This window comes from Rhodococcus sp. MT28 (assembly GCF_058792695.1).
In genome coordinates, this window is sequence record NZ_JBXAFD010000005.1 from 229,415 (window position 1) to 251,110 (window position 21,696).

Annotated in this window: 18 protein-coding genes; 8 read left to right on the forward strand and 10 right to left on the reverse strand. The window is 62.7% G+C overall.

The window, feature by feature from the left end:
* Positions 1–119: 119 nt before the first annotated feature.
* Positions 120–1,496, forward strand: a complete 1,377-nt coding sequence (locus AC1Q6C_RS20865) for an MFS transporter (protein ID WP_003940819.1) — start codon at positions 120–122, stop codon at positions 1,494–1,496.
* Positions 1,493–2,236 (forward strand): 3-hydroxybutyrate dehydrogenase, encoded by a 744-nt coding sequence (locus AC1Q6C_RS20870; RefSeq protein WP_230359710.1) that lies wholly within the window; start codon positions 1,493–1,495, stop codon positions 2,234–2,236. The genes AC1Q6C_RS20865 and AC1Q6C_RS20870 overlap by 4 nt, the downstream gene beginning before the upstream one ends.
* Before the next feature lie 36 nt (positions 2,237–2,272).
* Here AC1Q6C_RS20870 and AC1Q6C_RS20875 read toward each other — a convergent pair whose 3' ends face one another.
* From AC1Q6C_RS20875 to AC1Q6C_RS20885, 3 genes are all read right to left on the reverse strand, one after another.
* A complete protein-coding gene (locus AC1Q6C_RS20875; protein ID WP_209920943.1) occupies positions 2,273–3,157 on the reverse strand; it encodes an aldo/keto reductase in 885 nt (294 codons plus the stop codon).
* 102 nt (positions 3,158–3,259) lie between these two features.
* Positions 3,260–3,796, reverse strand: coding sequence for a hypothetical protein (locus AC1Q6C_RS20880; RefSeq protein WP_003940745.1), 537 nt, complete (start codon positions 3,794–3,796; stop codon positions 3,260–3,262).
* A gap of 17 nt (positions 3,797–3,813) precedes the next feature.
* Entirely contained in the window at positions 3,814–4,755 is a 942-nt protein-coding gene (locus tag AC1Q6C_RS20885; RefSeq protein ID WP_042449607.1) for an oxygenase MpaB family protein, read from the reverse strand.
* An 87-nt stretch (positions 4,756–4,842) separates the two neighbouring features.
* On the opposite strand from AC1Q6C_RS20885, the gene AC1Q6C_RS20890 reads away from it, so the two are divergent.
* Positions 4,843–5,412 (forward strand): TetR/AcrR family transcriptional regulator, encoded by a 570-nt coding sequence (locus AC1Q6C_RS20890; RefSeq protein WP_007727263.1) that lies wholly within the window; start codon positions 4,843–4,845, stop codon positions 5,410–5,412.
* Here the strand turns inward: AC1Q6C_RS20890 and AC1Q6C_RS20895 are convergent.
* Together AC1Q6C_RS20895 and AC1Q6C_RS20900 are read right to left on the reverse strand one after the other, a co-directional pair.
* Complete coding sequence (locus tag AC1Q6C_RS20895; RefSeq protein WP_230359711.1) at positions 5,399–6,190, reverse strand: DNA-formamidopyrimidine glycosylase family protein; 792 nt, start codon at positions 6,188–6,190, stop codon at positions 5,399–5,401. The genes AC1Q6C_RS20890 and AC1Q6C_RS20895 overlap by 14 nt on opposite strands.
* A 93-nt stretch (positions 6,191–6,283) precedes the next feature.
* Complete coding sequence (locus AC1Q6C_RS20900; protein ID WP_492666760.1) at positions 6,284–10,831, reverse strand: ATP-dependent helicase; 4,548 nt, start codon at positions 10,829–10,831, stop codon at positions 6,284–6,286.
* Between the two features lie 106 nt (positions 10,832–10,937).
* Here AC1Q6C_RS20900 and AC1Q6C_RS20905 point away from each other — a divergent pair, with 106 nt between their 5' ends.
* Positions 10,938–12,269, forward strand: a complete 1,332-nt coding sequence (locus AC1Q6C_RS20905) for an anaerobic C4-dicarboxylate transporter family protein (protein WP_003940851.1) — start codon at positions 10,938–10,940, stop codon at positions 12,267–12,269.
* Between the two features lie 37 nt (positions 12,270–12,306).
* On the opposite strand, the gene AC1Q6C_RS20910 is transcribed toward AC1Q6C_RS20905, so the two are convergent.
* The 3 genes from AC1Q6C_RS20910 to AC1Q6C_RS20920 all read right to left on the reverse strand — a co-directional run bounded on the left by AC1Q6C_RS20910 (position 12,307) and on the right by AC1Q6C_RS20920 (position 15,056).
* Positions 12,307–13,398, reverse strand: a complete 1,092-nt coding sequence (locus AC1Q6C_RS20910) for an N-formylglutamate amidohydrolase (protein ID WP_230359712.1) — start codon at positions 13,396–13,398, stop codon at positions 12,307–12,309.
* Positions 13,399–13,432: 34 nt separating this feature from the next.
* Positions 13,433–14,431, reverse strand: coding sequence for an acyl-CoA dehydrogenase family protein (locus tag AC1Q6C_RS20915; protein ID WP_412770933.1), 999 nt, complete (start codon positions 14,429–14,431; stop codon positions 13,433–13,435).
* 61 nt (positions 14,432–14,492) lie between these two features.
* A complete protein-coding gene (locus AC1Q6C_RS20920) occupies positions 14,493–15,056 on the reverse strand; it encodes a helix-turn-helix domain-containing protein (RefSeq protein WP_492666761.1) in 564 nt (187 codons plus the stop codon).
* A gap of 134 nt (positions 15,057–15,190) precedes the next feature.
* On the opposite strand from AC1Q6C_RS20920, the gene AC1Q6C_RS20925 reads away from it, so the two are divergent.
* The 3 genes from AC1Q6C_RS20925 to AC1Q6C_RS20935 are packed head-to-tail and all read left to right on the forward strand — an operon-like array spanning position 15,191 to position 18,409.
* The gene (locus AC1Q6C_RS20925) at positions 15,191–16,582 is read left to right on the forward strand and encodes a uracil-xanthine permease family protein (protein ID WP_007727244.1); all 1,392 of its coding nucleotides are present in this window, start codon (positions 15,191–15,193) and stop codon (positions 16,580–16,582) included.
* Complete coding sequence (locus AC1Q6C_RS20930) at positions 16,563–17,627, forward strand: isopenicillin N synthase family dioxygenase (RefSeq protein WP_230359714.1); 1,065 nt, start codon at positions 16,563–16,565, stop codon at positions 17,625–17,627. The genes AC1Q6C_RS20925 and AC1Q6C_RS20930 overlap by 20 nt, the downstream gene beginning before the upstream one ends.
* Positions 17,624–18,409, forward strand: coding sequence for an alpha/beta fold hydrolase (locus tag AC1Q6C_RS20935; protein ID WP_208689669.1), 786 nt, complete (start codon positions 17,624–17,626; stop codon positions 18,407–18,409). Before AC1Q6C_RS20930 ends, AC1Q6C_RS20935 begins: the two co-directional genes overlap by 4 nt.
* Here AC1Q6C_RS20935 and amaB read toward each other — a convergent pair.
* Together amaB and hglS are read right to left on the reverse strand one after the other, a co-directional pair.
* Positions 18,360–19,865: an L-piperidine-6-carboxylate dehydrogenase gene (gene amaB / locus AC1Q6C_RS20940; protein ID WP_230359715.1), complete on the reverse strand. Its 1,506-nt coding sequence runs from the start codon at positions 19,863–19,865 to the stop codon at positions 18,360–18,362. The two genes, AC1Q6C_RS20935 and amaB, sit on opposite strands and share 50 nt — an antisense overlap.
* Positions 19,852–21,147, reverse strand: coding sequence for a 2-oxoadipate dioxygenase/decarboxylase (hglS, locus tag AC1Q6C_RS20945; protein WP_081557646.1), 1,296 nt, complete (start codon positions 21,145–21,147; stop codon positions 19,852–19,854). The genes amaB and hglS overlap by 14 nt, the downstream gene beginning before the upstream one ends.
* Positions 21,148–21,177: 30 nt before the next feature.
* Between hglS and AC1Q6C_RS20950 the strand changes: the two genes are divergently transcribed.
* A complete protein-coding gene (locus tag AC1Q6C_RS20950) occupies positions 21,178–21,642 on the forward strand; it encodes an Lrp/AsnC family transcriptional regulator (protein ID WP_003940830.1) in 465 nt (154 codons plus the stop codon).
* The last annotated feature ends 54 nt before the right edge of the window (positions 21,643–21,696 follow it).

Here is a 21,696-nt window from a genome sequence, read left to right on the forward strand (position 1 = left end):
GTCATTGTCGTGCCAAGAATCTGCACCGATACTCATCGAGTCACAAAAAATGTGCGAGCGGTCACATTCCTGATCGTGAAGAGCAGGCGAATCGCGAACTGAAGACGAGGGAGTCCACGATGAGCGTCGACAACATGCCGAAACCCGAGAGCCAAGCCCCACCATCGGGGCTGAAGAAGGTGGTCGGCGCCTCGATGGCGGGCACCGTGGTCGAGTGGTACGAGTTCTTTCTGTACGGCACGGCGGCCACGCTGGTCTTCAGCAAAGTCTTCTTTCCTGGCGGCGGCAACGAGCTGGATGCGATCATCGCGGCTTTCATCACCTACGCCGTCGGATTCGCCGCCCGGCCACTCGGCGGAATCGTCTTCGGATATTTCGGAGACAAGTTCGGCCGGAAGCAGTTGTTGCAGTTCAGTTTGCTGCTGGTCGGTGCCGCGACCTTCCTGATGGGCTGCCTACCGACCTACGGTCAGATCGGCTACTGGGCGCCGGCACTGCTGGTCACGCTGCGCTTCATCCAAGGATTTGCTGTCGGCGGCGAATGGGGTGGGGCGGTACTCCTTGTCGCCGAGCACAGCCCGAATCGATCTCGCGGGTTCTGGTCGTCCTGGCCTCAGGCCGGCGTGCCGATGGGCAACCTGGTGGCCACTGTCGTGCTGTTGATCCTGACGTCGACGCTCTCGGACGAATCCTTCATGAGTTGGGGCTGGCGCGTTGCCTTCTGGCTCTCCGCGGTGATCGTTCTGGTCGGGTACTACGTTCGGACCAAGGTCACCGACGCTCCCATTTTCATTGCGGCGCAGAAGGAAGCAGAACTGGTCAAGGCAACCTCGTACAGCGTTTTCGAGGTGGTCAAGCGTTACCCGCGCGGAGTGTTGACCGCGATGGGCCTGCGTTTCGCCGAAAACGTCATGTACTACCTCGTGGTGACCTTCTCGATCACCTACCTCAAGGTCGTCGTTCATGCGGACACGGCGCACATCCTCTGGTGGATGCTGATGGCACATGCCGTGCACTTCGCAGTGATTCCGTTGGTGGGCAAACTGTCCGACACGATCGGTCGACGCCCGGTGTACATGATCGGCGCCGTCACCGCCGGAACATGGGGATTCTTCGCCTTTCCGATGATGAACAGCGGACACAATGCCGTCATCTTGTCGGCAATCATCATCGGGCTTGTGTTCCACGCGTTCATGTACGCCGGCCAACCCGCGATCATGGCCGAGATGTTTCCGACCCGGATGCGCTATTCCGGTGTCTCCCTGGGATATCAGGTCACGTCGATCGTGGCAGGTTCACTGGCTCCGATCATCGCGACCGGACTGCTGAGCAAGTTCGACTCCTCGGTCCCCATCGCGATCTATCTCCTGTTGGCATCCCTGGTCACCATCGTCGCAGTCGTTTTCGCGCGGGAGACCAAGGGAATCTCGCTCGAGTCCGTCGATGCCGCCGACGCACGAGTGCTCGCCGACGAGCGGGCCGGTGTTTCCGCATGACGCTCTCCGGCAAAACGGCACTGGTCACCGGTGGTGCCAGCGGTATCGGCGAGGCGTGTGCTCGACTCCTTGCCGCCCGCGGCGCCCACGTCACCGTCGCTGATCTCGACGACGTCGCTGCGAAGGCGCTGGCCGACGAGATCGACGGCACTGCATGGGCCGTCGATCTCCTCGACACCGACCAACTCGTGGATCTGGCACTCGAGACGGACGTACTTGTCAACAACGCCGGCATTCAACGGGTCAGTCCCATCGAGGATTTCGACGTCGAGGACTTCCGGAAGATTCAATGCCTCATGGTCGAAGCGCCGTTCCTCCTGGTCAGAGCGGCCCTGCCGTACATGTACCGCAAAGGATTCGGGCGCATCGTCAACATTTCCTCGGTCCACGGGCTCCGCGCTTCGGCATTCAAGAGTGCGTACGTCACGGCAAAGCACGGACTCGAAGGCCTGTCGAAAGTTGTTGCGCTCGAGGGTGCCCCACACGGTGTCACCAGTAACTGTGTCAATCCGGGCTACGTCCTGACACCACTCGTGCGATCCCAGATCTCCGACCAGGCAAAGGTTCACGGAATCAGTGAATCCGAGGTTGTCGAGAAGGTGATGCTCACTGAGAGCGCGATCAAACGGATGGTCGAGCCCACAGAAGTGGCATCGCTGGTGGGGTGGCTGGCATCGACCGAGGCGTCGATGGTGACGGGGGCTTCGTACACCATCGACGGCGGGTGGAGCGCCAGCTAGATCACTGGGGCTGCTGTGTTGTTCAAGCAGCCGGGTTCAGGCTTCGGGAATCTCGATTCCGAACCTCTCGCGGGTGATGACCTCGGGTTCGGGACCGCCGCGAACTCCGGTGTCGAGTGCGTCGATTGCGGAGAGTTCTTCGGCGGTGAGTTCGAAGTCGAACACGTCGAAGTTCTCCGCGATCCGCGAGGGAGTCACCGACTTGGGGATCACCTGGCGGCCCTGCTGGAGGTGCCAGCGCAGCATCACCTGTGCAGGCGACTTGACGTGAGCGGTCGCGATGGCGCCGATGGTGGCGTCCTCGAGGGTCGAGCCGTGGGAGCCGTCGCGGTAGAACGTGATTCCGCCGATCGGTGACCATGCCTGAGACAGAATCCCGTGATCGGTGTCGGCCTCGAGCAAAGTCGACTGCCTGAAGTACGGATGAACCTCGATCTGGTTGACCGCCGGCACCACGGACGTTGCATCCAGGAGTCGGGTGAGGTGATCCGGCATGAAGTTACTGACTCCGATGGCGCGGACCTTGCCGTCGGCCAGAAGCGTTTCCAACGCCCTGTACGCGTCGATCGTGCGCTCGAACTCGCTCGGCAACGCCTGATGGAGGATCAGAAGGTCGAGTTGTTCGACACCGAGTTTGCCTGCGCTCTTGTCGAAGGCATGCAGAGTCTCGTCGTATCCGTAGTCGGTGATCCAGACCTTCGACTCGACGAAGATGTCCGCGCGATCGAGTCCGGATCGCCGGATCGCCTCACCGACGCCCTTCTCGTTGCCGTAGGCCGCGGCAGTGTCGATATGGCGATAACCCGTCGACAGCGCGGACTCGACGGCGGCGAGTGTTTCGTCCGGCGGCGTCTGGTACACGCCGAAGCCAAGCGCTGGGATGTCGACGCCGTTGTTCAGTTTCAGACTCGGGATGCTCATGTCGTCCACGGTAGCGGCGGCCGGGGGTTCGGCGGGAGTGACTGCTCAGCCGGGTAACGGCAGTACCCCTTCAGACCTGGGAATTCGCGATCGGGGGACTCGTCAATGAGTGAGCACTATCTTCAACCCGACTATGAGGGTGGCGACGGCGGCGAGGCCGAACGCTGCCAGATGGGTGTTCGTACTGACTTTCTCGCCGTGCAGTCGGCTGATCACGTAACTGGTGGAACCGATCCGCAGGATCAAGACGATTTCCGCGATCAACTGCGCCGTCCGTGGTTCCAGGAAGTTGAACCACGCCGTCGCGAGAATGACGACAGGAACAACCGCAGAGGTGAGGATCGGGACGGAATCGCGAAGAGAGTCGATTCTCTCCGCGGTCGTCAGTCGGCGATCGTTGCGAATGCTCTCGCCGACTCCCTCGGCAAATGTGTGGGCGATGTATGTCGACAATGCCGTGCCGACCACAATCGCGGCGCCGAGCGATTCCTGAGATTTCGTCACCGGTATGAGTGCGGCGAGGACAAGAATGTTGCCGTAGATGTACGCGGTGGTCCTCGCCGCCACACGTTCTTGTCCCAGCGGCGCACCGTGAGACGTGATCGGACGGTTCAGCAGGGTTCGCAGGTCCCACTCCATGTTCAGAGCATGGCAGATCAGACCCTGGGGCTGTAGTGCATCGGGTTATCTCGCTGCTCGAGCGGGGGCAGGTTGCGCGCCGGTGTGTGGACCAGTGGTGCATCGGCGGGGATTCGGCCGTCAGCTCGATCCCATCCCGCGCGAGCACGTGGCTGATACCGGTATCGCCACGGCACCAGACGGAAGACGGCGTTGACGGTGCGGCCGACAGCGTTGTGAATTTTCTGATCGCGACTGGTCCACGAGTAGCCGAGTAGGTCTCGAACCGGTTGGTCGTACATTCCGACCGTCAGCCACACGAATCCGCGGGCGAGGGGGATTCGGGCGAGCCGCCACAACGGATCGGGTAGCCACGTCATGTACGGGGGCTTGCCGAGTCCCGACAGGTCGAGGACGTCGCGGGTCGCCTTGTTGTCTTCGAGTACGTTGCGGCACATGTGGTCCCAGTACTCCTGAAATGCTTCCCAGGTCTCGGGAACAGGGCGCATGCTCATCCCGTACAGGCGGTACCACTGAATGTGCTCGGTGAAGAGCTGACGTTTCTGGGCCTCGGTCAAGCCACCGGAGAAGTTCTCGGCAGTGACGATGGTGCCCATGAAGAATGTTGCGTGCGCCCAGTAGAAAGTGTCGGGATCAAGTGCGTGATACCGACGCCCCAACTTGTCGACGCCCTTGATTCGTGTGTGATAGCCGCGGACTTCTTCGGCTGTCTGCTGCGCGCGATCGCCGTCGAAGACCACGCCTGCAATGGGATACAGCGAGCGGTACAGCCGTTCCCACCGCTCGTCGAAGAATTGTGAATGCTCCTCGACTCCGGCGCCGAGGCCGGGGTGCATGTTCTGCATCGAACCGGCCCAGACGCCTTGCAGCATCCCGCGCCAGTCGCCGAAATACTTCCACGTCAGGGAATCCGGACCGAGGGGAACCGGGGTGCTGCTGTCGTCAAGTTGACTACGCATGTTGTCAGATTAGGATCGACAACAGCGGTAGTCAAGGATCGAATACCGGGTGCATTGAAGATCAAGTGTCGGCGAAGTGGGGAAGTTGTGAGCATCGAAGAACGCAGGGCCACTCGAAAGGCGACGTTGTTCGACGTCGGAGTGACACTGCTCGGTGCGGTCGACGGTCCGGCCGTCAACGTGCGTGCGGTCTGCAAGGCCGCCGGTCTGACCGAGCGGTACTTCTACGAAAGCTTCACCGATCGCGATCAGTACGTTGTCGCGGTCCACACGTTTGTCGCCGAGCGCGCGCAGTCGGCGCTTGCGTCGGCAGTGGAGTCGGAGACGACATCCGAGGCCGTCGCCACCGCTGCGGTCGACGCTTTCGTCAAGCTCATGGTCGACGATCCGGCGATGGGGAGAGTGCTCCTGATCGCCCCGCTCTCGGAACCCGTCCTGAGCGGCCGCGGTATCGAATCGATGCCGGCGTTCGTCGACCTGGTGTACGACCAGTTGTCCGAGATCGCTGATCCCGTGGACAAGCAACTGGTGGCAGTCGGACTGGTCGGGGCGTTGTTCACACTGTTCATCGGTTATCTGGACGGCACGATCGTCGTGGACCGTGATCGATTTGTCCGCCACTGCGTCAGGCTGCTGATCAACGCTAACCAGGCGTGAAGGGCTGGCAGGCCGGGCAGAAGAAGATATTTCGCTCGGTGAGCTGATCCGTTCCGAGGGTGTCTTCTCTGATGCGAGTCCCGCAACGGCGGCATGGTTTTCCGCGTCTGCCGTACACCCATGTCTGCCTACCGGGGCGGGTGTCGCCGGTGGTGACCCGGATGCGACGCGACTTGTTGACGTTGATGGTGCGAAAAGACAGATCCACTATCGCGTCGAGATTCCCCGCGAGATGTGTCGGCGTTTTCGGGTGAATACCTCGTAGGAAGCAGATCTCGTTTCGGTACACGTTGCCCAGTCCGGCCATCACCCGCTGATCCAGGAGCGCGATTCCGATCGGTACGGAGTCGGCGGCCCGAAGATTTCGGGCGGCCACGGAACTGTCCCAATCGGTCCCGAGCAGATCCGGTCCGAGATGTCCGACGGCCTCCTGTTCCTGCCCGAGTTCGAGGATCTCGGTGATTCCCAGTGAAAAGCCAACTGCTACAGAGTCTTCGGTGGCCAAGATGATGCGCGCTTGATGGGCGGGTCGGCGCCAGCGCTCGCCGGGACGATAAATCTGCCACTGACCTTCCATCTTCAGATGCGTGTGAATGGACGCTTCGCCCACTCGGATCAGGAGATGTTTTCCGCGGCTGGCGACGGAATCCACGCGGTGGCCCGAGAGATCAACCGTGGCGTAACGAGGAACGCGGACGTCGCAGGTGGTGAGTACCTTCTCGGCCAGGGCAGCGCGCAGTTCATTGGCGGCCCGCCACACGGTATCGCCCTCAGGCATGGTCGCCGCACCCACACTTCAGGATCTCAACTTCCACGATCTCAATCATCATGACCCCAATCATCATGACCCCAATCCTCATGACCCCAATCCTCATGACCGCAACCGGAATCCGCGAGGGGTGGCCGCGAAGCCGGCTTCGACCAGGACCGGAGCAAAATCGTTGCCGTGGATGGTCTCTCCGTCGACCTTCTCCACTACCAACTTGTCGATGGCGCGAGAAGTCACCTTCTGAGCAAGTGACAGTGCTGCCAGGCGCAACGTTCCGCCGTCGTCGGTGAATGTCAGGATCGTGCGACCGCCGCGCTCGACGAACAGAACCAACTCACCCTCCACCAGAACTACCAGTGCGCCGGCTTTTCTTCCGGGTCGGTGTCCTGGTGACTCTTCGCCCCCCGACGCCGGCCACGGCAGCGCCGCGCCGTACGGGTTTGCCGGGTCGCACGCCGCGAGAGTGACTGCAGCCGAGGAGGTGTGGCGCCCCTCGATGGAATCACCGAACGTCCGCAAGCGGTCCACCACGGGAGGCGTGGAGAATTGAGCGCCGCCCAGGGTGTCCACGAAGTATCCGCGTCGAGCGCGCCCGTTGTCCTCGAACGTGCTCAGTACCTTGTAGATCAACGCGAAACCGCCCGGCACGTTCTCGCTCATCACCGAACCGCGGGTGACGACGCCGTATCGTTCGAGCAGCAGATCAGCCGTGGCGTGCGCCCGGATAGTGGGGTCAGGTTCGATACCTGGCAGCTGGAACCACCGACCGGAGGCAGTTGCCGGTCCCGTGCGCGCGGGCGTGGAAGCGCGGGCCATTCCGCGGTACGGACGGGCCCGCGGAACACGGCGAGGTGATCGGTGACTGGTTGTTGTTCTGGTGGTGTCGGAGAGAAGTGCGCGCAGCGGTGCAACGGTGTCGTTACCGATGTGTCCGAGCCACACCAACTCCCACAGTGCCGTCGTCACCGCACTGTCGACCGTGTCCGCAGCCGACTCCGTAGTTCGCAACGCGTCGACCAACTGGCGGAAGAAGTAGGCACCGCCGCCGGACAGCAGGTCGAGGATGCGCTTCTGCAATTCCGAGACGTCGGTGTCGGCGGGCGAATTGAGCGTGATCGGTGCCAGGTCGGCGGGGTGCAGCACTACCCACCCGTCCTTGCCCGAGATAGCTCCCGATCCGGACCACAGGACTTCACCCGTCGACGTGAGTTCGTCCAACATCGCGGGAGAGTAGTCGGCAACTCGGCTCGGCAGGATCAACGATTCGAGAGCGGACGCCGGAATCGGAACGCCGGCAAGTTGATCGACCACCGTTGCAACACCGTCGATTCCTCGCAGCGTGCCGCCCACGTGCTGCCAACTGGGAAGGAATCGCCCGAGCGTCGCGGTGCTGACCGGCTCGACCTCCTGCCGTGCCGCGGCGAGCGAGCGTCGCCGCAAGCGACGCAGGACCTCGGCGTCGCACCATTCGCTCCCGGTTGCAGACGGGCGGAATTCACCTTCCAGGACCCGCTTTTCGAGCGCGAGCCGACCGAGAACGTCACGCGCGACTGATACTCCGAGACCGAAGCGTGCAGCCGCGTCGGCGAGAGTGAAGGGACCGTGGGTGCGGGCGTACCGGCTCAGGAGGTCGTCGAGTGGTTGATCGACCGGCTCGATGAACGCGGCCGGAACGCCGATGGGTAGGGGAACGCCGAGTCCATCGCGAAGCCGCGCTGCATCTTCGACGACGGTCCACCAGCTCTCGCCCGCATACGAGACGTGGAGGGCGCGTTTGTCCGTAACCAACTTCTCGAGCCATGAGACCGGGTCCTTGAGACAGCGTTCGGTGACTTCTTCGGTGGTCAGCGGGCCGAGCATGCGGAGGAGATCGGCAACACCCTCGAGGTCCTTGGCCTTTCGGTCAGGGGCGAGCCGTTGCAGTTCACGTTCGGCCTGCTCGATCACTCCGGCGTCGAGGAGCTCGCGCAGTTCGACGCGGCCGAGGAGTTCGGCCAACAGCGTGGAGTCCAAGGACAAAGCGGCGGCGCGTCGCTCGGCGAGGGGGCTGTCGCCCTCGTACATGAACGCACCCACGTAGTTGAACAGGAGCGCACTGGCGAACGGAGACGGAGAGGCCGTCTCCACCTCGACGATTCGAATCTGCCTTTTCTCGATCTTGCCGAACAATTCCTTCAGTGCAGGCAGGTCGTAAACGTCCTGCAAGCACTCGCGTACGGTCTCGAGCAGGATCGGGAAGGTCGGGAACTTGCGGGCGACGTCCAGCAGTTGCGCCGACCGCTGACGCTGCTGCCACAGTGGTGCACGTTTTCCGGGATTGCGGCGGGGGAGAAGCAGTGCGCGGGCGGCACATTCGCGGAATCGGGAAGCGAAGAGCGCGGAGCCGCCCACCTCTTGGGTGACCAGATCTTCGATGTCCTCGACGTCGAAGGTGAACAGTTCGGCGCCGGGAGGTTCGTTCTCGGTGTCGGGGAGTCGGATGATGATGCCGTCGTCGGAGGCCGTCGGGCTGGAATCGACGCCGTATCGTTCCTGCAGGCGCGCCCCGATGGCGAGGGCCCACGGTGCGTGAACCCGTTGGCCGTACGGGGAATGCAGCACCAGACGCCAGTCACCGAGTTCGTCGCGGAAGCGTTCGACCACCAGGGTTCGATCCGACGGCACCTGCCCGGTGGCATTTTTCTGCTCACCGACGAGTTGGATCAGATTGGTTGTGGCGTTGTGATCGAGCCCGCCCACGCGACAACGCTCGACGACGTCGGCTTCGTTACCCAGCGCGGTCTCTCGAACGAATTGTCCCAACGCCTGTCCGAGTTCGGCGGGGCGACCGAGTCCGTCGCCATGCCAGAAGGGCAAACGACCCGGCATGCCGTAGGCGGGGCTGACCAGAACCCGATCGAAGGTGATCTCCTCGATCCGCCAACTGGTGGCGCCGAGCGCAAAGACGTCGCCGACCCGGGATTCGTAGACCATTTCCTCGTCGAGTTCGCCGACGCGGGAAGCTTTCTCGCCAACCATGTAGACGGTGAAGAGGCCGCGGTCGGGGATTGCGCCGCCGGAAGTGACGGCCAAACGCTGCGAACCCGGGCGGCCCGTGAGCGTGTTGGACTCACGATCCCAGACAAGGCGAGGACGTAATTCGGCGAACTCGTCCGAGGGGTACCGCCCCGCCAGCAAGTCCAGAGTCGATTCGTACGCCGAACGGGGAAGCGTTGCAAAGGAACCGCTTCGTCGCACGGTCTCGAACCAGTCGTCGACGTCGATCGGTTCGAGAGCGGTGGCCGCAACAGTTTGCTGAGCGAGGATGTCGAGGGGATTGGCCGGAACGGCCATCGCTTCGATCTTGCCTTCGACCATGCGCTCGACCGTCACCGCGCAATGTATCAGGTCGGTGCGATGCTTGGGGAAGACGACGCCTCGCGATATCTCACCGACCTGGTGGCCGGCGCGGCCGACACGTTGCAGGCCGCTGGCAACCGAAGGCGGTGCCTCCACCTGGATGACCAAGTCGACGGCGCCCATGTCGATTCCGAGTTCGAGGCTGCTGGTGGCGACGACGCATCGCAATCGACCCGATTTGAGGTCGTCTTCGATGAGGGCTCGCTGGTCTTTGCTGACCGATCCGTGGTGGGCGCGAGCCAGGAGGGGTTCTGCGCCGTAGTTGACCTCGGTGGGAGCCCCGATCTGCGCGGGCGGGCGAGATGTTTTCTCGACGGCCAGACCGATGCGTTCTGCATGAATCTCGTTGAGCCTGGCTGTCAATCGTTCGGCGAGGCGACGAGAGTTGGCGAACACGATGGACGATCGGTGGTCGAGAACGAGGTCGACGATCTGTTCCTCGACGTGGGGCCAGATCGAACCGGCTTGCGGGGTGGGAGATTCGGAACCGTCGTCCGGCGTCGCGATCCCCAGTTCGGTCATGTCCTCGACGGGAACACGGACCGTGAGGTCGAAGGTCTTGGCGGCAGGCGGTGCCACGATCCGGATGGGTGCCGAACCGGCGAGGAACCGCCCGATCTCCTCGTGCGGACGGACAGTGGCCGACAATCCGATGCGTTGCGCCGGACGCTCGAGCAAGCCGTCCAGGCGTTCCAGTGAGAGCGCGAGGTGAGAGCCGCGCTTGGTGCCCGCCACCGCGTGAACCTCGTCGACGATCACGGTGTCGACACCGACCAGTGTTTCCCGGGCAGCGGAGGTGAGCATCAGGAACAACGACTCAGGCGTGGTGATCAGGATGTCCGGGGGTCGTTTGATCAACGAGCGCCGATCGGCCTGGGACGTATCACCGGAACGGACACCGACGGTGATCTCGGGCGGAGTGAGGCCTAGACGCTTCGCCGTCTGCGTGATGCCGACCAGCGGCGCGCGAAGGTTCCGCTCGACGTCCACACCCAGCGCTTTGAGCGGCGAAATGTAGAGGACTTTGGTGGCGCGTTCGCCTTCGTCCTTGGCGGCGAGTTGATCGAGGGCCCACAGGAACGCCGACAATGTCTTGCCGGAGCCGGTGGGTGCGACGACAAGTGTGTGAGAGCCACTCGCGATGGATTCCCAGGCGCCGAGCTGCGCAGCAGTCGGAGCGCTGAAAGCGCCGCCGAACCACTCGCGTGTGGCGGGCGAGAACCTACCGAGGACGTTGGTCACGACCACCATATTGCCCCTTCCCACCGACAGCGTGTTCGTGCCTGCAGCCGAAGCGCAGAGCATACTATTTGCCCTGTTATAGCGATTCTCTTGTTATCGAGAAGGCGAGTGCCTGATGGAAGCAGTCAAGATTGTCCTCGAGCTGGCGGTAGTGCTCGGGGCGATTGTCATGGGTACCAGATCGAGCGGTGTCGCTCTCGGTCTGTGGGGCGGCGCAGGTGTTGCCGTCCTCGTGTTCGTCTTCGGAGAGGACGTCGGCAGTCCGCCGGTCGACGCTCTCCTCATCGTCCTGTCCGTCGTCCTCGCGTCGTCGATGATGCAGGCGGCCGGTGGTATCGACTGGATGGTCACCATCGCGGCCAAGTTGATCGAATCTCGCCCGAAACAGATCACGCTGATCGCGCCGTTGGTGTCATTCCTGTTCTCGGTCGGTGCCGGCACGTCCAACATCCTCTACCCGCTGCTCCCCGTCATCTACGACGTCTCGTACAAGAACGGTGTGCGGCCGTCACGACCGCTGTCGCTGTCAGTTGTCTCGACCGGTGTAGCGCTGGCGTGTAGTCCGGTGTCCGCGGCAATGGCGGCAATGGTCACGCTGACCGACGTGCCGCCCTACGATTTCGAACTCATCGACATCATCAAGATCACCTTCCCGGCTGCTGTTGTCGGCATCGTCCTTTCCTCAATCGCGGTCAACCGACTCGGCAAAGATCTCGACGACGACCCGGAGATACAGGCGAAGATGAAGTCGGGCGAATTGGCCGGACCTGGTGCAGCCTCCAAGACCGAACTCGTCTCGACGAAGACCGGACGAAACGCGGCACTGATCTTCCTCGCCGGCGTCCTGGCTATCGTGATCTTCGGCCTGTTCAAGGGGATTCGTCCCGAAGCTGCCGACGGTACTCCGATGGGGATGACACCGATCATCGAAATGCTGATGTTCGTCGTGGGTACGTTGATCCTGCTGGTGTGCCGCCCGAATGTCGCCGACGTGCCGTCGTCGACGGTGTTCCGTGCCGGTATGGTCTCGGCCATCGCGCTGTTCGGTCTGGCATGGCTGACGGACACGTTCATCAGCGCCCATTCCGAGCTGATCACGAGCACCGTCGGCGACTGGGTCAACGCCGCGCCGTGGATCTTCGCGCTCGGTGTCTTCCTGGTCTGTGTACTGACGACCAGTCAGTCGACCGCTACGAGGACCATCGTGCCGATCGGTCTCGCTGCCGGGATTGCACCCGGTCTGGTGAGCGGAATGTGGGCCGGAGCGTTTGCCGGCGTCTATCTGTTGCCGACAAACGGTTCGCAGATCGCGGCTGCGAACTTCGACCTCTCGGGCAGCACGAAGCTCGGTTCCAAGCTCGTCGACCACTCGTTCTTCCTGCCGACCATCATCTTGGCCGTCACGACGATTGCGGCCGGCGCGTTGTTCGGAGTGGTGCTCGGTTGAGTATTGCGGCTGAGTCAGCCTGAGTGACAGCGCTGAGTCAGCTGTTGCGGTAGTGGTCCCAGCTCGCCTTGCACGCGTGGGCGAGCTGGTCCACCCGTTCGGCGTCGGGTGTAGGCCAGTCGACGCCGGGTTCCATGATGTAGGCGGCCAGTTCGTCTCCCAGTAGGAATTCTCGTTTGAATTCGGCCTGAACCGCGCTCAACGTGATCCCGGCTTCGGCGGCGCGGGCGCTCAATTCGGCGAATCTGGCTCCGGCTCGAATGATTTCGAAACTGCCGAGGTACGGCTGATTGAGAGCGACGGCATCCGGATCGTCGACCTGAAATCCCTTGCGATGTGAGATCGCAAGTGTGCGAATGAGCTCCGGATCCATCGTCACGGGATTGTCGCCGCGTCGATTGCCGTCGTGGTCGCCACGATTGGAGAGCGCGACGACGTCGGGGAGCCGATCTGCTTCCGGCCGTTCGACATTGACGGCGCCGTCCTGCCGGGTGGTGTGGTTCATCGTGTCGTGGAACGACAAGGTCGTGAACGATCGACCGAGTTCGAAGCTCTTCGCCACCATGGCTTCGATCAGTGCGTCGCGAGTTCTCTCGTAGACGCCCAAACCGTGTTCAGCTGTCTCGGTGAAGGTCTCGGCGAGGTCCTTCCAACCCGCGTCGTCGGTCGGCTCGAGCAGCAGAGGGTAGAACGAGAAGGTGACAGGGCGAACTGCGTCGACACAGGCGAGGTCCGCTTTGTTGCCGGCACCGGCCTCGTGGACGCGGGCGAAGGCCTCGCGCAGTGACGCTTCCAGGTTTTCGGGCTTCGCACGGTTGGGATCGCGAATCATGCGAGGGTGCGGATTCTCGACGTACACGATGCGCGAATCGATTTCGGCCCAACGGCGCACGATGGGACTGGTGGACATGTCGGTGAAGTCGAATTGCAGCCGCTGTGTGAACTCGGGTGCGAGAAAACGTGAGAGTTCTGCTGGAATCGCGGAACCCGAGTGTGGGCAACTGACAAGAAGGTCGGCTTCGGCGATGGCGTCGTCGAGACTGCGGGAGTCGCGATCGGCATAGAACGTCAGGTCCTCCGGCGTGAACACGGTTCCGGCCGGGATGAGTACTGGTTCTCCACTGGTCATGAGCCCCAGCGTAATCGAGTATAACCGTGCGTACTCAGTATCCGCTGAGTCGTTCCACGAGAGCTGTTTTGATCTCCGGGCGACCAGCCGCGACAAGAGTGAAGGTGGCTTCACGCATGAGCCGCTCGGGGGTGTTGCTGCCGACCAGAGCGCGGCTTCCGGTCGCAGTCACGAGTGCGGCCGACGCGCGTATCGCAAGTTCCGACGCTCGGGCGCGGGCGGCCGACATGTCGCCGCCGCCGCGCAGTGCTGCATCGAGATCGGCGCGCGCCCGGGTGGCTTGTTCCTTGAACGCGTCGGTGTCGACTCCCAGATCCGCGAGTTCGGTGACAGCGCGGCGGGTGATGCCCATGGCCATCGCGCCGTTGAGCCACAAGCCGGGGAGCTGGGTGCTCTGGAATTGTTCGTCGCTGACGACAGCACAGACGTCGGTATCGGGAATTTCGAAAGCGTCGAACACGATTCGGACGGTGTTGCTCCCGCGCGCCGCGATCAGTGGAAGCTCCTCGATCGTCAGACCCGGGGCCTCGCCTACCGGTACGACGGAATGAACGATGGAATTGTCGAACTCGTCGCGCGCCGACACCAAGAGAACATCGACGATGCCCCAACCGGTGACGAAGGGTGCGATCCCGTCGAGGACGTAGCCGTCGTTCACCCGCTTCGCCCACAGGAGCGGTGGGCGGGGGATGGCGCCGGCATAGGCAACCCCACCGCGAATCGTGCCGGAAACCAGACCGTCCCAGTATTGTTCGCGCAGAGGTGCATTGGGACTCGCCGCCAGGGCTCCGACGACGCCGTGATGCTGCATCCAGGTGAACGTCGTCGCGAGGCAACCGCCGCACAAGGTTTCGAGGACCTCGACCAGTTCTTCGCTGCTGGGGCCACCCTCACCGAGGGCGGCGATGCCGTAGAAGCCGTCGGCGGCGAGCGCGTCGAAATGGCTGCTGGGGATTTCTCCGTCGGCGTCGACGCTGTCGGCGACGGGAAACAGAACGGTATCGGCGATTTCGCGCGCAAGTTCCGGCCACATGGTCACGCTGTCAGGGTAAGCCGTGAGCCGGGGGTTGTGGTGTGGAACTACAGCCGCGCATCTAGAACGAGGGCGGCGAACTCACGATGAGGAACCTCGCGACCGCATCGGTGCGATTGAACCACCGGTGCGGGATGGTCGAGGTGTAGAGGAGGGTGTCGCCAACGTGAAGAACGTGATGCTCGTCCAGTCCCACCTCGACCTCGACAGATCCTTCGAGAACATGAATGAACTCTTCGCCGGCGTGCTCGGTGTGCTCACCTGCCTCGGAATGAGGTGCTGCCGTGATCTCGTTGGGTTCCATGGTCCGTGAGCCGGTGGAGCAGAATCGAATCACCGAATCGTGTGCCAGTTCGAAGGTTCGCCCCTCGCCGGCGCGGACGAGGCTGGACGGAGTTCGCTCACCCTGTGCCAAGAGTGCGTACGCCGTGGTGCCGAGCGATTGCGCGAGGCGATGAAGGTTCATGACACTGGGTACTGCGTGGCCGTTTTCGGTCTGGCTCAGGAAGGGCTGCGACAAGCCCGACTTCACGGCAACCTCGCGCAACGTCAGTCCGGCTTCTTTTCGCGCCGTCCGCACGGCAGCCCCGATTGCGGTCGCTATCGCCTTCTGGTCGTCGTCCATGTGCCGAAGATAGCAGTGCTCTGGTGAAAGTTTTGATTACACAGACGAAACAAATTCGACCACGGTAAGAAATTATCGACGTGCTGAATAGTCCCGTACACGAAACACTTCCAGCTTCGGACGGAGATCGGCGCATGGCCATCCATCCTGTCGACCAGCGGCTCCCATTTGCCCGCCAGTCTGCTTTTGCTCTTCAGCACGTCCTCATCATGTACACCGGCTGCATCACGGTCCCGCTGGTTTTCGGTGCCGCCGTAGGGCTGGACCGCAGCACCGTCGCGATGCTGATCAGCGCGGACTTGCTCGTTGCAGGCATCATCACGATCATTCAGAGCCTGGGCGTCGGGAAGGTCGCCGGTGTCCGGCTGCCGATCGTCTGCGGGGCGACCTTCGCCGGGCTGACGCCGATGATTCTGATCGCCAAGGAGTACGGCCTGCAGGCGGTGTACGGGTCCATGCTGGTCGGTGGCGTAGTCGGCATTGCCTTGGCCGTGCCGTTCGCCAAGATCGTCCGATACTTCCCACCCCTGGTTACCGGCGTCGTCCTCACAGTCATCGGCATCTCGTTGATCGGTGTCGCAGGAGGACTGATCGTCGGAAACGACCCCACCTCCCCGTCGTTCGCCGACCCGAAGAATCTGGCGCTGGCTGCCGCAGTCGTTGTGGTCGCGGTGGCCTTCATCTGCCTCGGCCGCGGGATGTGGACGCAGCTCGGTGTACTGATGGCGCTTGTGATCGGCACCGTGATCGCCATCCCGATGGGCCTGATCGATCTGAGTGGCGTCGGCGGCTCGGCCTGGGTGGGCTTCCCGATGCCGTTCCACTTCGGCGCTCCGGAGTTTCCCGTCACCGCCGTGGTGGCGATGAGTATCGTCATGGCAGTCGTCTTCGCAGAATCGACGGCGAGCATGCTGGCGGTCAGCGAGATCACCGGAAAGCCTTTGAAGAAAGCAGATCTCGCACGAGGGCTGGTGGCCGACGGGATGTCGGGAGTTCTGGGCGGAATCTTCAATGCCTTTGTCGACACCGTTTTCTCGCAGAATGTCGGCGCCGTTGCCACGACCCGGGTGTACAGCCGGTACGTGACCGCTACCAGCGGTGCCATTCTGATCGTCCTCGGCCTCATCCCGCGAATGGGTGAAGTGGTTGCAGCCCTGCCTGATCCGGTGGTCGGCGGTGTCGGAATCATCTTGTTCTCCACTGTCGCCGTGGTCGGAATCAACACGCTGCGCAAGGTCGATCTCAGTGACCCGATCAACACCACGATCGCCGCTGTATCGGTGGGGATCGGTATTCTTCCGGAATTTGCGGAGGGGATGTTCGAGCGATTCCCCTCCTCGGCTCAGATCCTCCTCGGTAGCGGCATCACCTTGGCTGCGGCCTCGGCCTTTTCGCTCAATCTGCTGTTCAATCACACCCGACTCGGTGAACTCGCGAGGCGATCGCGAGAGAGCCTCCATGCCACTGCAAAATCTGAACCCGCCACCAGCTCTGCAGGAGACGCCAGTGTCACAGTCCCAGTCTGATCCCTTCGAAGTGCCCGTCGTCGACATCTCGCCTTACGTGCTCGGTGGTGCCGACCAGGACAAGGCGCGAGTGGCGGCCGAAGTCGACCATGCTTGTCGGACTGTAGGTTTCATGCAGATTCGGGGCCACGGTGTTCCGGCCGCTGTTTCTTCCGGCCTCGCCGAAGCGATGGACGACTTCTTCGGGCTGCCGATGGAGACGAAGTCGGGCTACCGAATCGAGGGCGCGAATCGTGGGTACAGCCCACCCAAGAGCGAGTCGCTGAGCCTGAGCCTCGGCGTCGAATCCGCGACCAGAATGAACGACTTTTTCGAGGCCTTCAACGTCGGAACCGAAGCCCGATCATTCACCGAACTCGAACTGTCGGAGGACGATTACGGAATCAACCTGTGGCCCGCAGTGTCCGGTTTCACGGAGCGGGTGGAGAATTACTACGCCCATGGCGAGCGGGTGGCACGCACACTGACCGCCATTTTCGAAGATGCGCTCGGGCTGACCCCAGGATTCTTCGAGTCGATCACCGACCACTCCATCGACGTACTGCGGATGAACAACTACGCGTTACCCGAAGGGACGGTGACGTTGGACGGTGAGTTGAAGGGGATGGGTGAACATACCGATTTCGGGCTGGTCACCGTGCTGTGGGCGGATCAGGTCGAAGGTTTGCAAGTGCTCGGGACCGACCGACGCTGGCACGATGTCTGGCCGCACGACGGCGCGCTACTGGTCAACCTCGGGGATCTCACCGCGCGACTGACCAACGACAGGTGGATGTCCACGCTGCACCGAGTTGCGCCTCCGGTGGTGAACGGCACCATCAAGCGCCGGCGATCGGCGGCCTTCTTCCATGATGGAAACGTCGACGCGGTGATTGCGACCTTGCCGAGTTTTCAGGACGACTCCGGCTTGGAGTACGAACCCATTACCGTTCGCGATCACATCAAGGCCAAATTGGCCGGGTCGAGGCAGGGGAAGTCCAACGCCGCCGCAGGTCGTGAGGCGGCTCGGGTACTTTTGGCTGCGGAGCTCGAGGTCAAGCAGTGAGTGCACGGAACATCGTCCTGATCCACGGAGCGTGGGCCGGCGGTTGGGTCTGGGATCGTGTGTGTGGCCCACTGAAATCGGCCGGCTTCAATCCTGTTGTGGTGGAGCTTCCCGGCTCGGGAAGTTGGAACCCAGACGACGTGATCGATCTCGATGTCGTTGCCGAACATGTTGTGGCAGTTGTCGAGTCCTTGGACGGGCAGTGCGCCCTCGTCGGTCACTCCGGCGGTGGCATCGTGGCCTCACAGGTGGCTGAGTTGCTGCCTTCGCGGGTAACGGGTCTTGTGTACGTCGCAGGGATGATGCTTCCATCGCAGACGGACTTCGGGATGCTCTGCGTCGAACTCGGTCTGGAAAGTCCGGTCGGGATCTCACGTTGGTTGGTCCCCGCCGACGACGGGGATGCGACGGCTGTTCCGCCCGAAGCCGGTGCCGCTGTGTTCTTCCACGAAGCGCCGGTGGCTGATGCGATCTTCGCCGCGCGCATGCTCGTTCCACAACTGGAGTCAGCCCGCCTGATGGCACCGGTCTGGACGGAAGAGCGATTCGGAACCGTGCCGAGGTTGTATGTCGAATGCACGCTGGATCGAACCGTGCCGATCGAGGCTCAACGCGCCATGCAGAGACTTGTCCCCGGTGCCCAGGTGGTCAGCCTGGGCACCGACCATGCACCGCAGTTGTCGGCGCTCCCGGAGTTGATCGACGCGATCACCGATTTCGCCCGGCAGGTGTTCAGCCGAACTCGACCCCTTGAGCCAGCGGAAGCTGGTCCGAGTAATTGACGGTATTGGTGGCTCGGCGCATGTATGCCTTCCACGAATCCGAACCCGACTCGCGTCCGCCGCCAGTCTCCTTCTCCCCGCCGAATGCGCCGCCGATCTCCGCACCGGACGTTCCGATGTTCACGTTCGCGATGCCGCAATCGGAGCCGTCGGCGGCGAGGAAGCGCTCTGCTTCTCGCTGGTCGAGTGTGAAGATCGAGGACGAAAGTCCTTGAGGTACGCGGTTGTGCAGCGCAATGGCGTCGTCGAAGTCGGTGTAGGTCAAGACGTAGAGGATGGGTGCAAAAGTCTCCGCCCGCACCACCTCGGTCTGTGCGGGCATACGAACGAGGGCAGGTGTCACGTAGAACCCGGAATCGCCGACGCGGTCCCCGCCACACACCACAGTTCCGCCGTCCGCGCGTGCGGCCGAGAGCGATTTCTGCATCGTCTCGAACGCGGCTTCGTTGATCAGCGGCCCGACCAGAACACCGGAATCGAAGGGACTACCGACCTGGAGTTGCGCGTACGCGGACGCAACGCGGTCGACGACGTTGTCGGCGATCGACTCGTGAACGATGAGCCGGCGCAGTGAGGTGCAGCGCTGCCCGGCAGTTCCAGCGGCGGAGAAGACAATTCCGCGCACGGCAAGCTCGAGATCCGCCGACGGCGTGACGACTGCGGCGTTGTTTCCACCCAGCTCCAGGAGACTTCGTCCGAAGCGCTCGGCGACCCGCGGAGCCACGGCGCGGCCCATCCTCACGGAACCGGTGGCGCTGACCAAGGCCACGAGTGGGTTGTCCACGAGAGCCTCACCGACGTCACGTCCGCCGACGACCAACTGGTGAACGTCGATCGGTGCTTGACAATCCGCGAGCGCACGTCGCAGGAGCGCGTCACATGCCAGCGCGGTCAACGGAGTGGTTTCCGAAGGCTTCCAGACGACGGCGTCGCCGCACACGAGAGCAATGGCGGTATTCCACGACCACACCGCGACGGGAAAGTTGAACGCGGAGATGACTCCGACAACGCCGAGAGGGTGCCACGTTTCCGTCAACCGGTGTCCGGGACGCTCGGACGGCATGGTGCGTCCGTAGAGCTGCCGGGAGAGACCGACGGCGAACTCGCAGATGTCGATCATCTCCTGTACCTCGCCGAGAGCCTCCGAGGTGACCTTCCCGGTCTCCAACGTCACGATTTCCGCGAGGTCATCCTTGTGCTCGGTCAGTAGGCTGCCCAGCCGGCGCACGACCGCGCCGCGCGCCGGAGCGGGGACGGTGCGCCAGGTGAGGAACGCGCGATGCGCCGCGTCGACGGCGTCGTCGACCTCTCGGCCGGAGTGCTGCCGAACGGTACGCAGTTGCGTACCGGTGATGGGGGTTCGTGCGCTCAGGTCGCCGGCGGGCCACTCGACACCGCACGCGGCAAGGGCGCTTTCGGCGCGATCGGCGAGGCTCGAAGAATCAGGCAGGTTCACTGGGGAGTCCTCTGTTGTTGTGGGCGGGAGGCAGCACCGCACGTGACGCCTCTTGTTGTGCGCGGTACAGCTCGAACGGATCTTCGATGGTGCGGTCGACGGCGCCCTCCAATCGATCCTGCCCGTATTCGGCGCCGGGCGCATCGGAAACGAATCCGGTCACGGAATCGAGATTGGATGCGAAGATCCCGGCCGCGGAGGCAGGTAGGAAGTCCTCGTAGACGATCGGATCGCGGACGACAACAGTTCCTTCGGTTCGGAACGTGAAGTACGCCAACCCCGCGGCATCGAGTTCGCTTTCGGAGTGCGGAAATTCGCTGTCCCAATCGGCGTCCTCGGGCGTGGCGATCAGTCGGTCGTAGATCGCTCGCCCGCTGCGGGTCAACGCGATTCCGCGTGCCTCCACCTCGCCGAATCTGACGCGGACGGGCTCAGTGGTGACCGATCCGTCGTGCTGACGGAAGAGTCTGTCTTCGGCCAATGCACGAAACGACGTCTGCCGCAGAAGTAGTGGTGGTCCGCTCCATCTCGGCGGGCCTTGGATGCGGTCGATCATGGTGATACCGCGCTCGGTCATGCGGCGGTACAACTCGTCGATGTCGAGCACTCGCGGGGTGAGGTGATTGACGTGGGTCGAGCCCTGCCCCGCAATGTCTGCAGCGACAGGCGAGATTGCGGCGAGTTCGCGGTACCAGCCCGCGTCGATGGGATCGGTGCCGAGCCGAAACGCCGAGGTCGCTGCATCGACGAACTGTGTCGCCTCGGGCTCCGTCAGGCCGCCCTCGCGACTCGATTGACGTGCCCACTGCAGAAGTTCGGGAGAGAACAGGGTCCGGCGACGCAGAAACCCGGTGATCCGACGCTCGAGGTCGGTGTCGAAGAACCTGGAATCGGAACTGGTCAGCACCGAGGTGAAAACGCGGAACGGGTTCCGGGCGAGTTCGGCGGGATCGGTGGGGCGAAATGCCGTCGAGACAACGGGAATGGGGGAGTCGGTGAGCCGGAGGTCGTAATAGCCGACCGGAAACATACCGAATCCGCCGAAGACGGTGGCTACGTCACGTAGTTCGTCGAGAGTCCCCAGTCTGATGGCGCCGTGACGCTCGGCGCTGACTCTCGCCAGGCTGCCCAGGCGCTCCGCAGAATCCGGATGTTCGGCGGCAAAATCACGGTTCACCTGCATCGTTACATCTACCAAGGTGTTGTAAGCGGGGACCTCGTCGCCATACATCTTGGCGAGGGCCGCTGCGAACCGTGCACGTAGCTCCCAGGTTTCAACCATACGAATGTCCGATTGCGTTAGCCTGCGCAGGTGCGAGAAACAGAAACCAGTGACGTTGCCGGTGTTCCGGTCGACGAAACCGATCGACTTTTGATGCGTGAATTGGTCTTGGACGGCCGTGCCACTCTCGCGAGTCTTGCTGAGAAGGCTGGACTCTCGATCTCCGCAGTCCAGTCGCGAGTGCGTCGTTTGGAATCTCGCAAGGTGATCCGTGGGTACTCCGCGAAGATCGATCCGGAGGCACTCGGCCACAATCTGTCCGCATTTGTCGCCATCACTCCTCTCGATCCCTCGCAGCCCGACGATGCGCCTGCCCGCTTGCGTCATCTGCCGGCGGTCGTCTCGTGTCACTCGGTAGCCGGGAGCGAAAGCTACGTCCTCCTGGTCCGGGTGGCGTCACCTCGGGCGTTGGAGCGATTGCTGCAGGAGATTCGTACGGCAGCCAATGTCAACACACGAAGCACCATCATCCTACAAACTTTTTACGACGAATGACGCTTGTTCAATAACTTTTACGGTCCTCTATCGACACTCCCGGAAAATTGACAT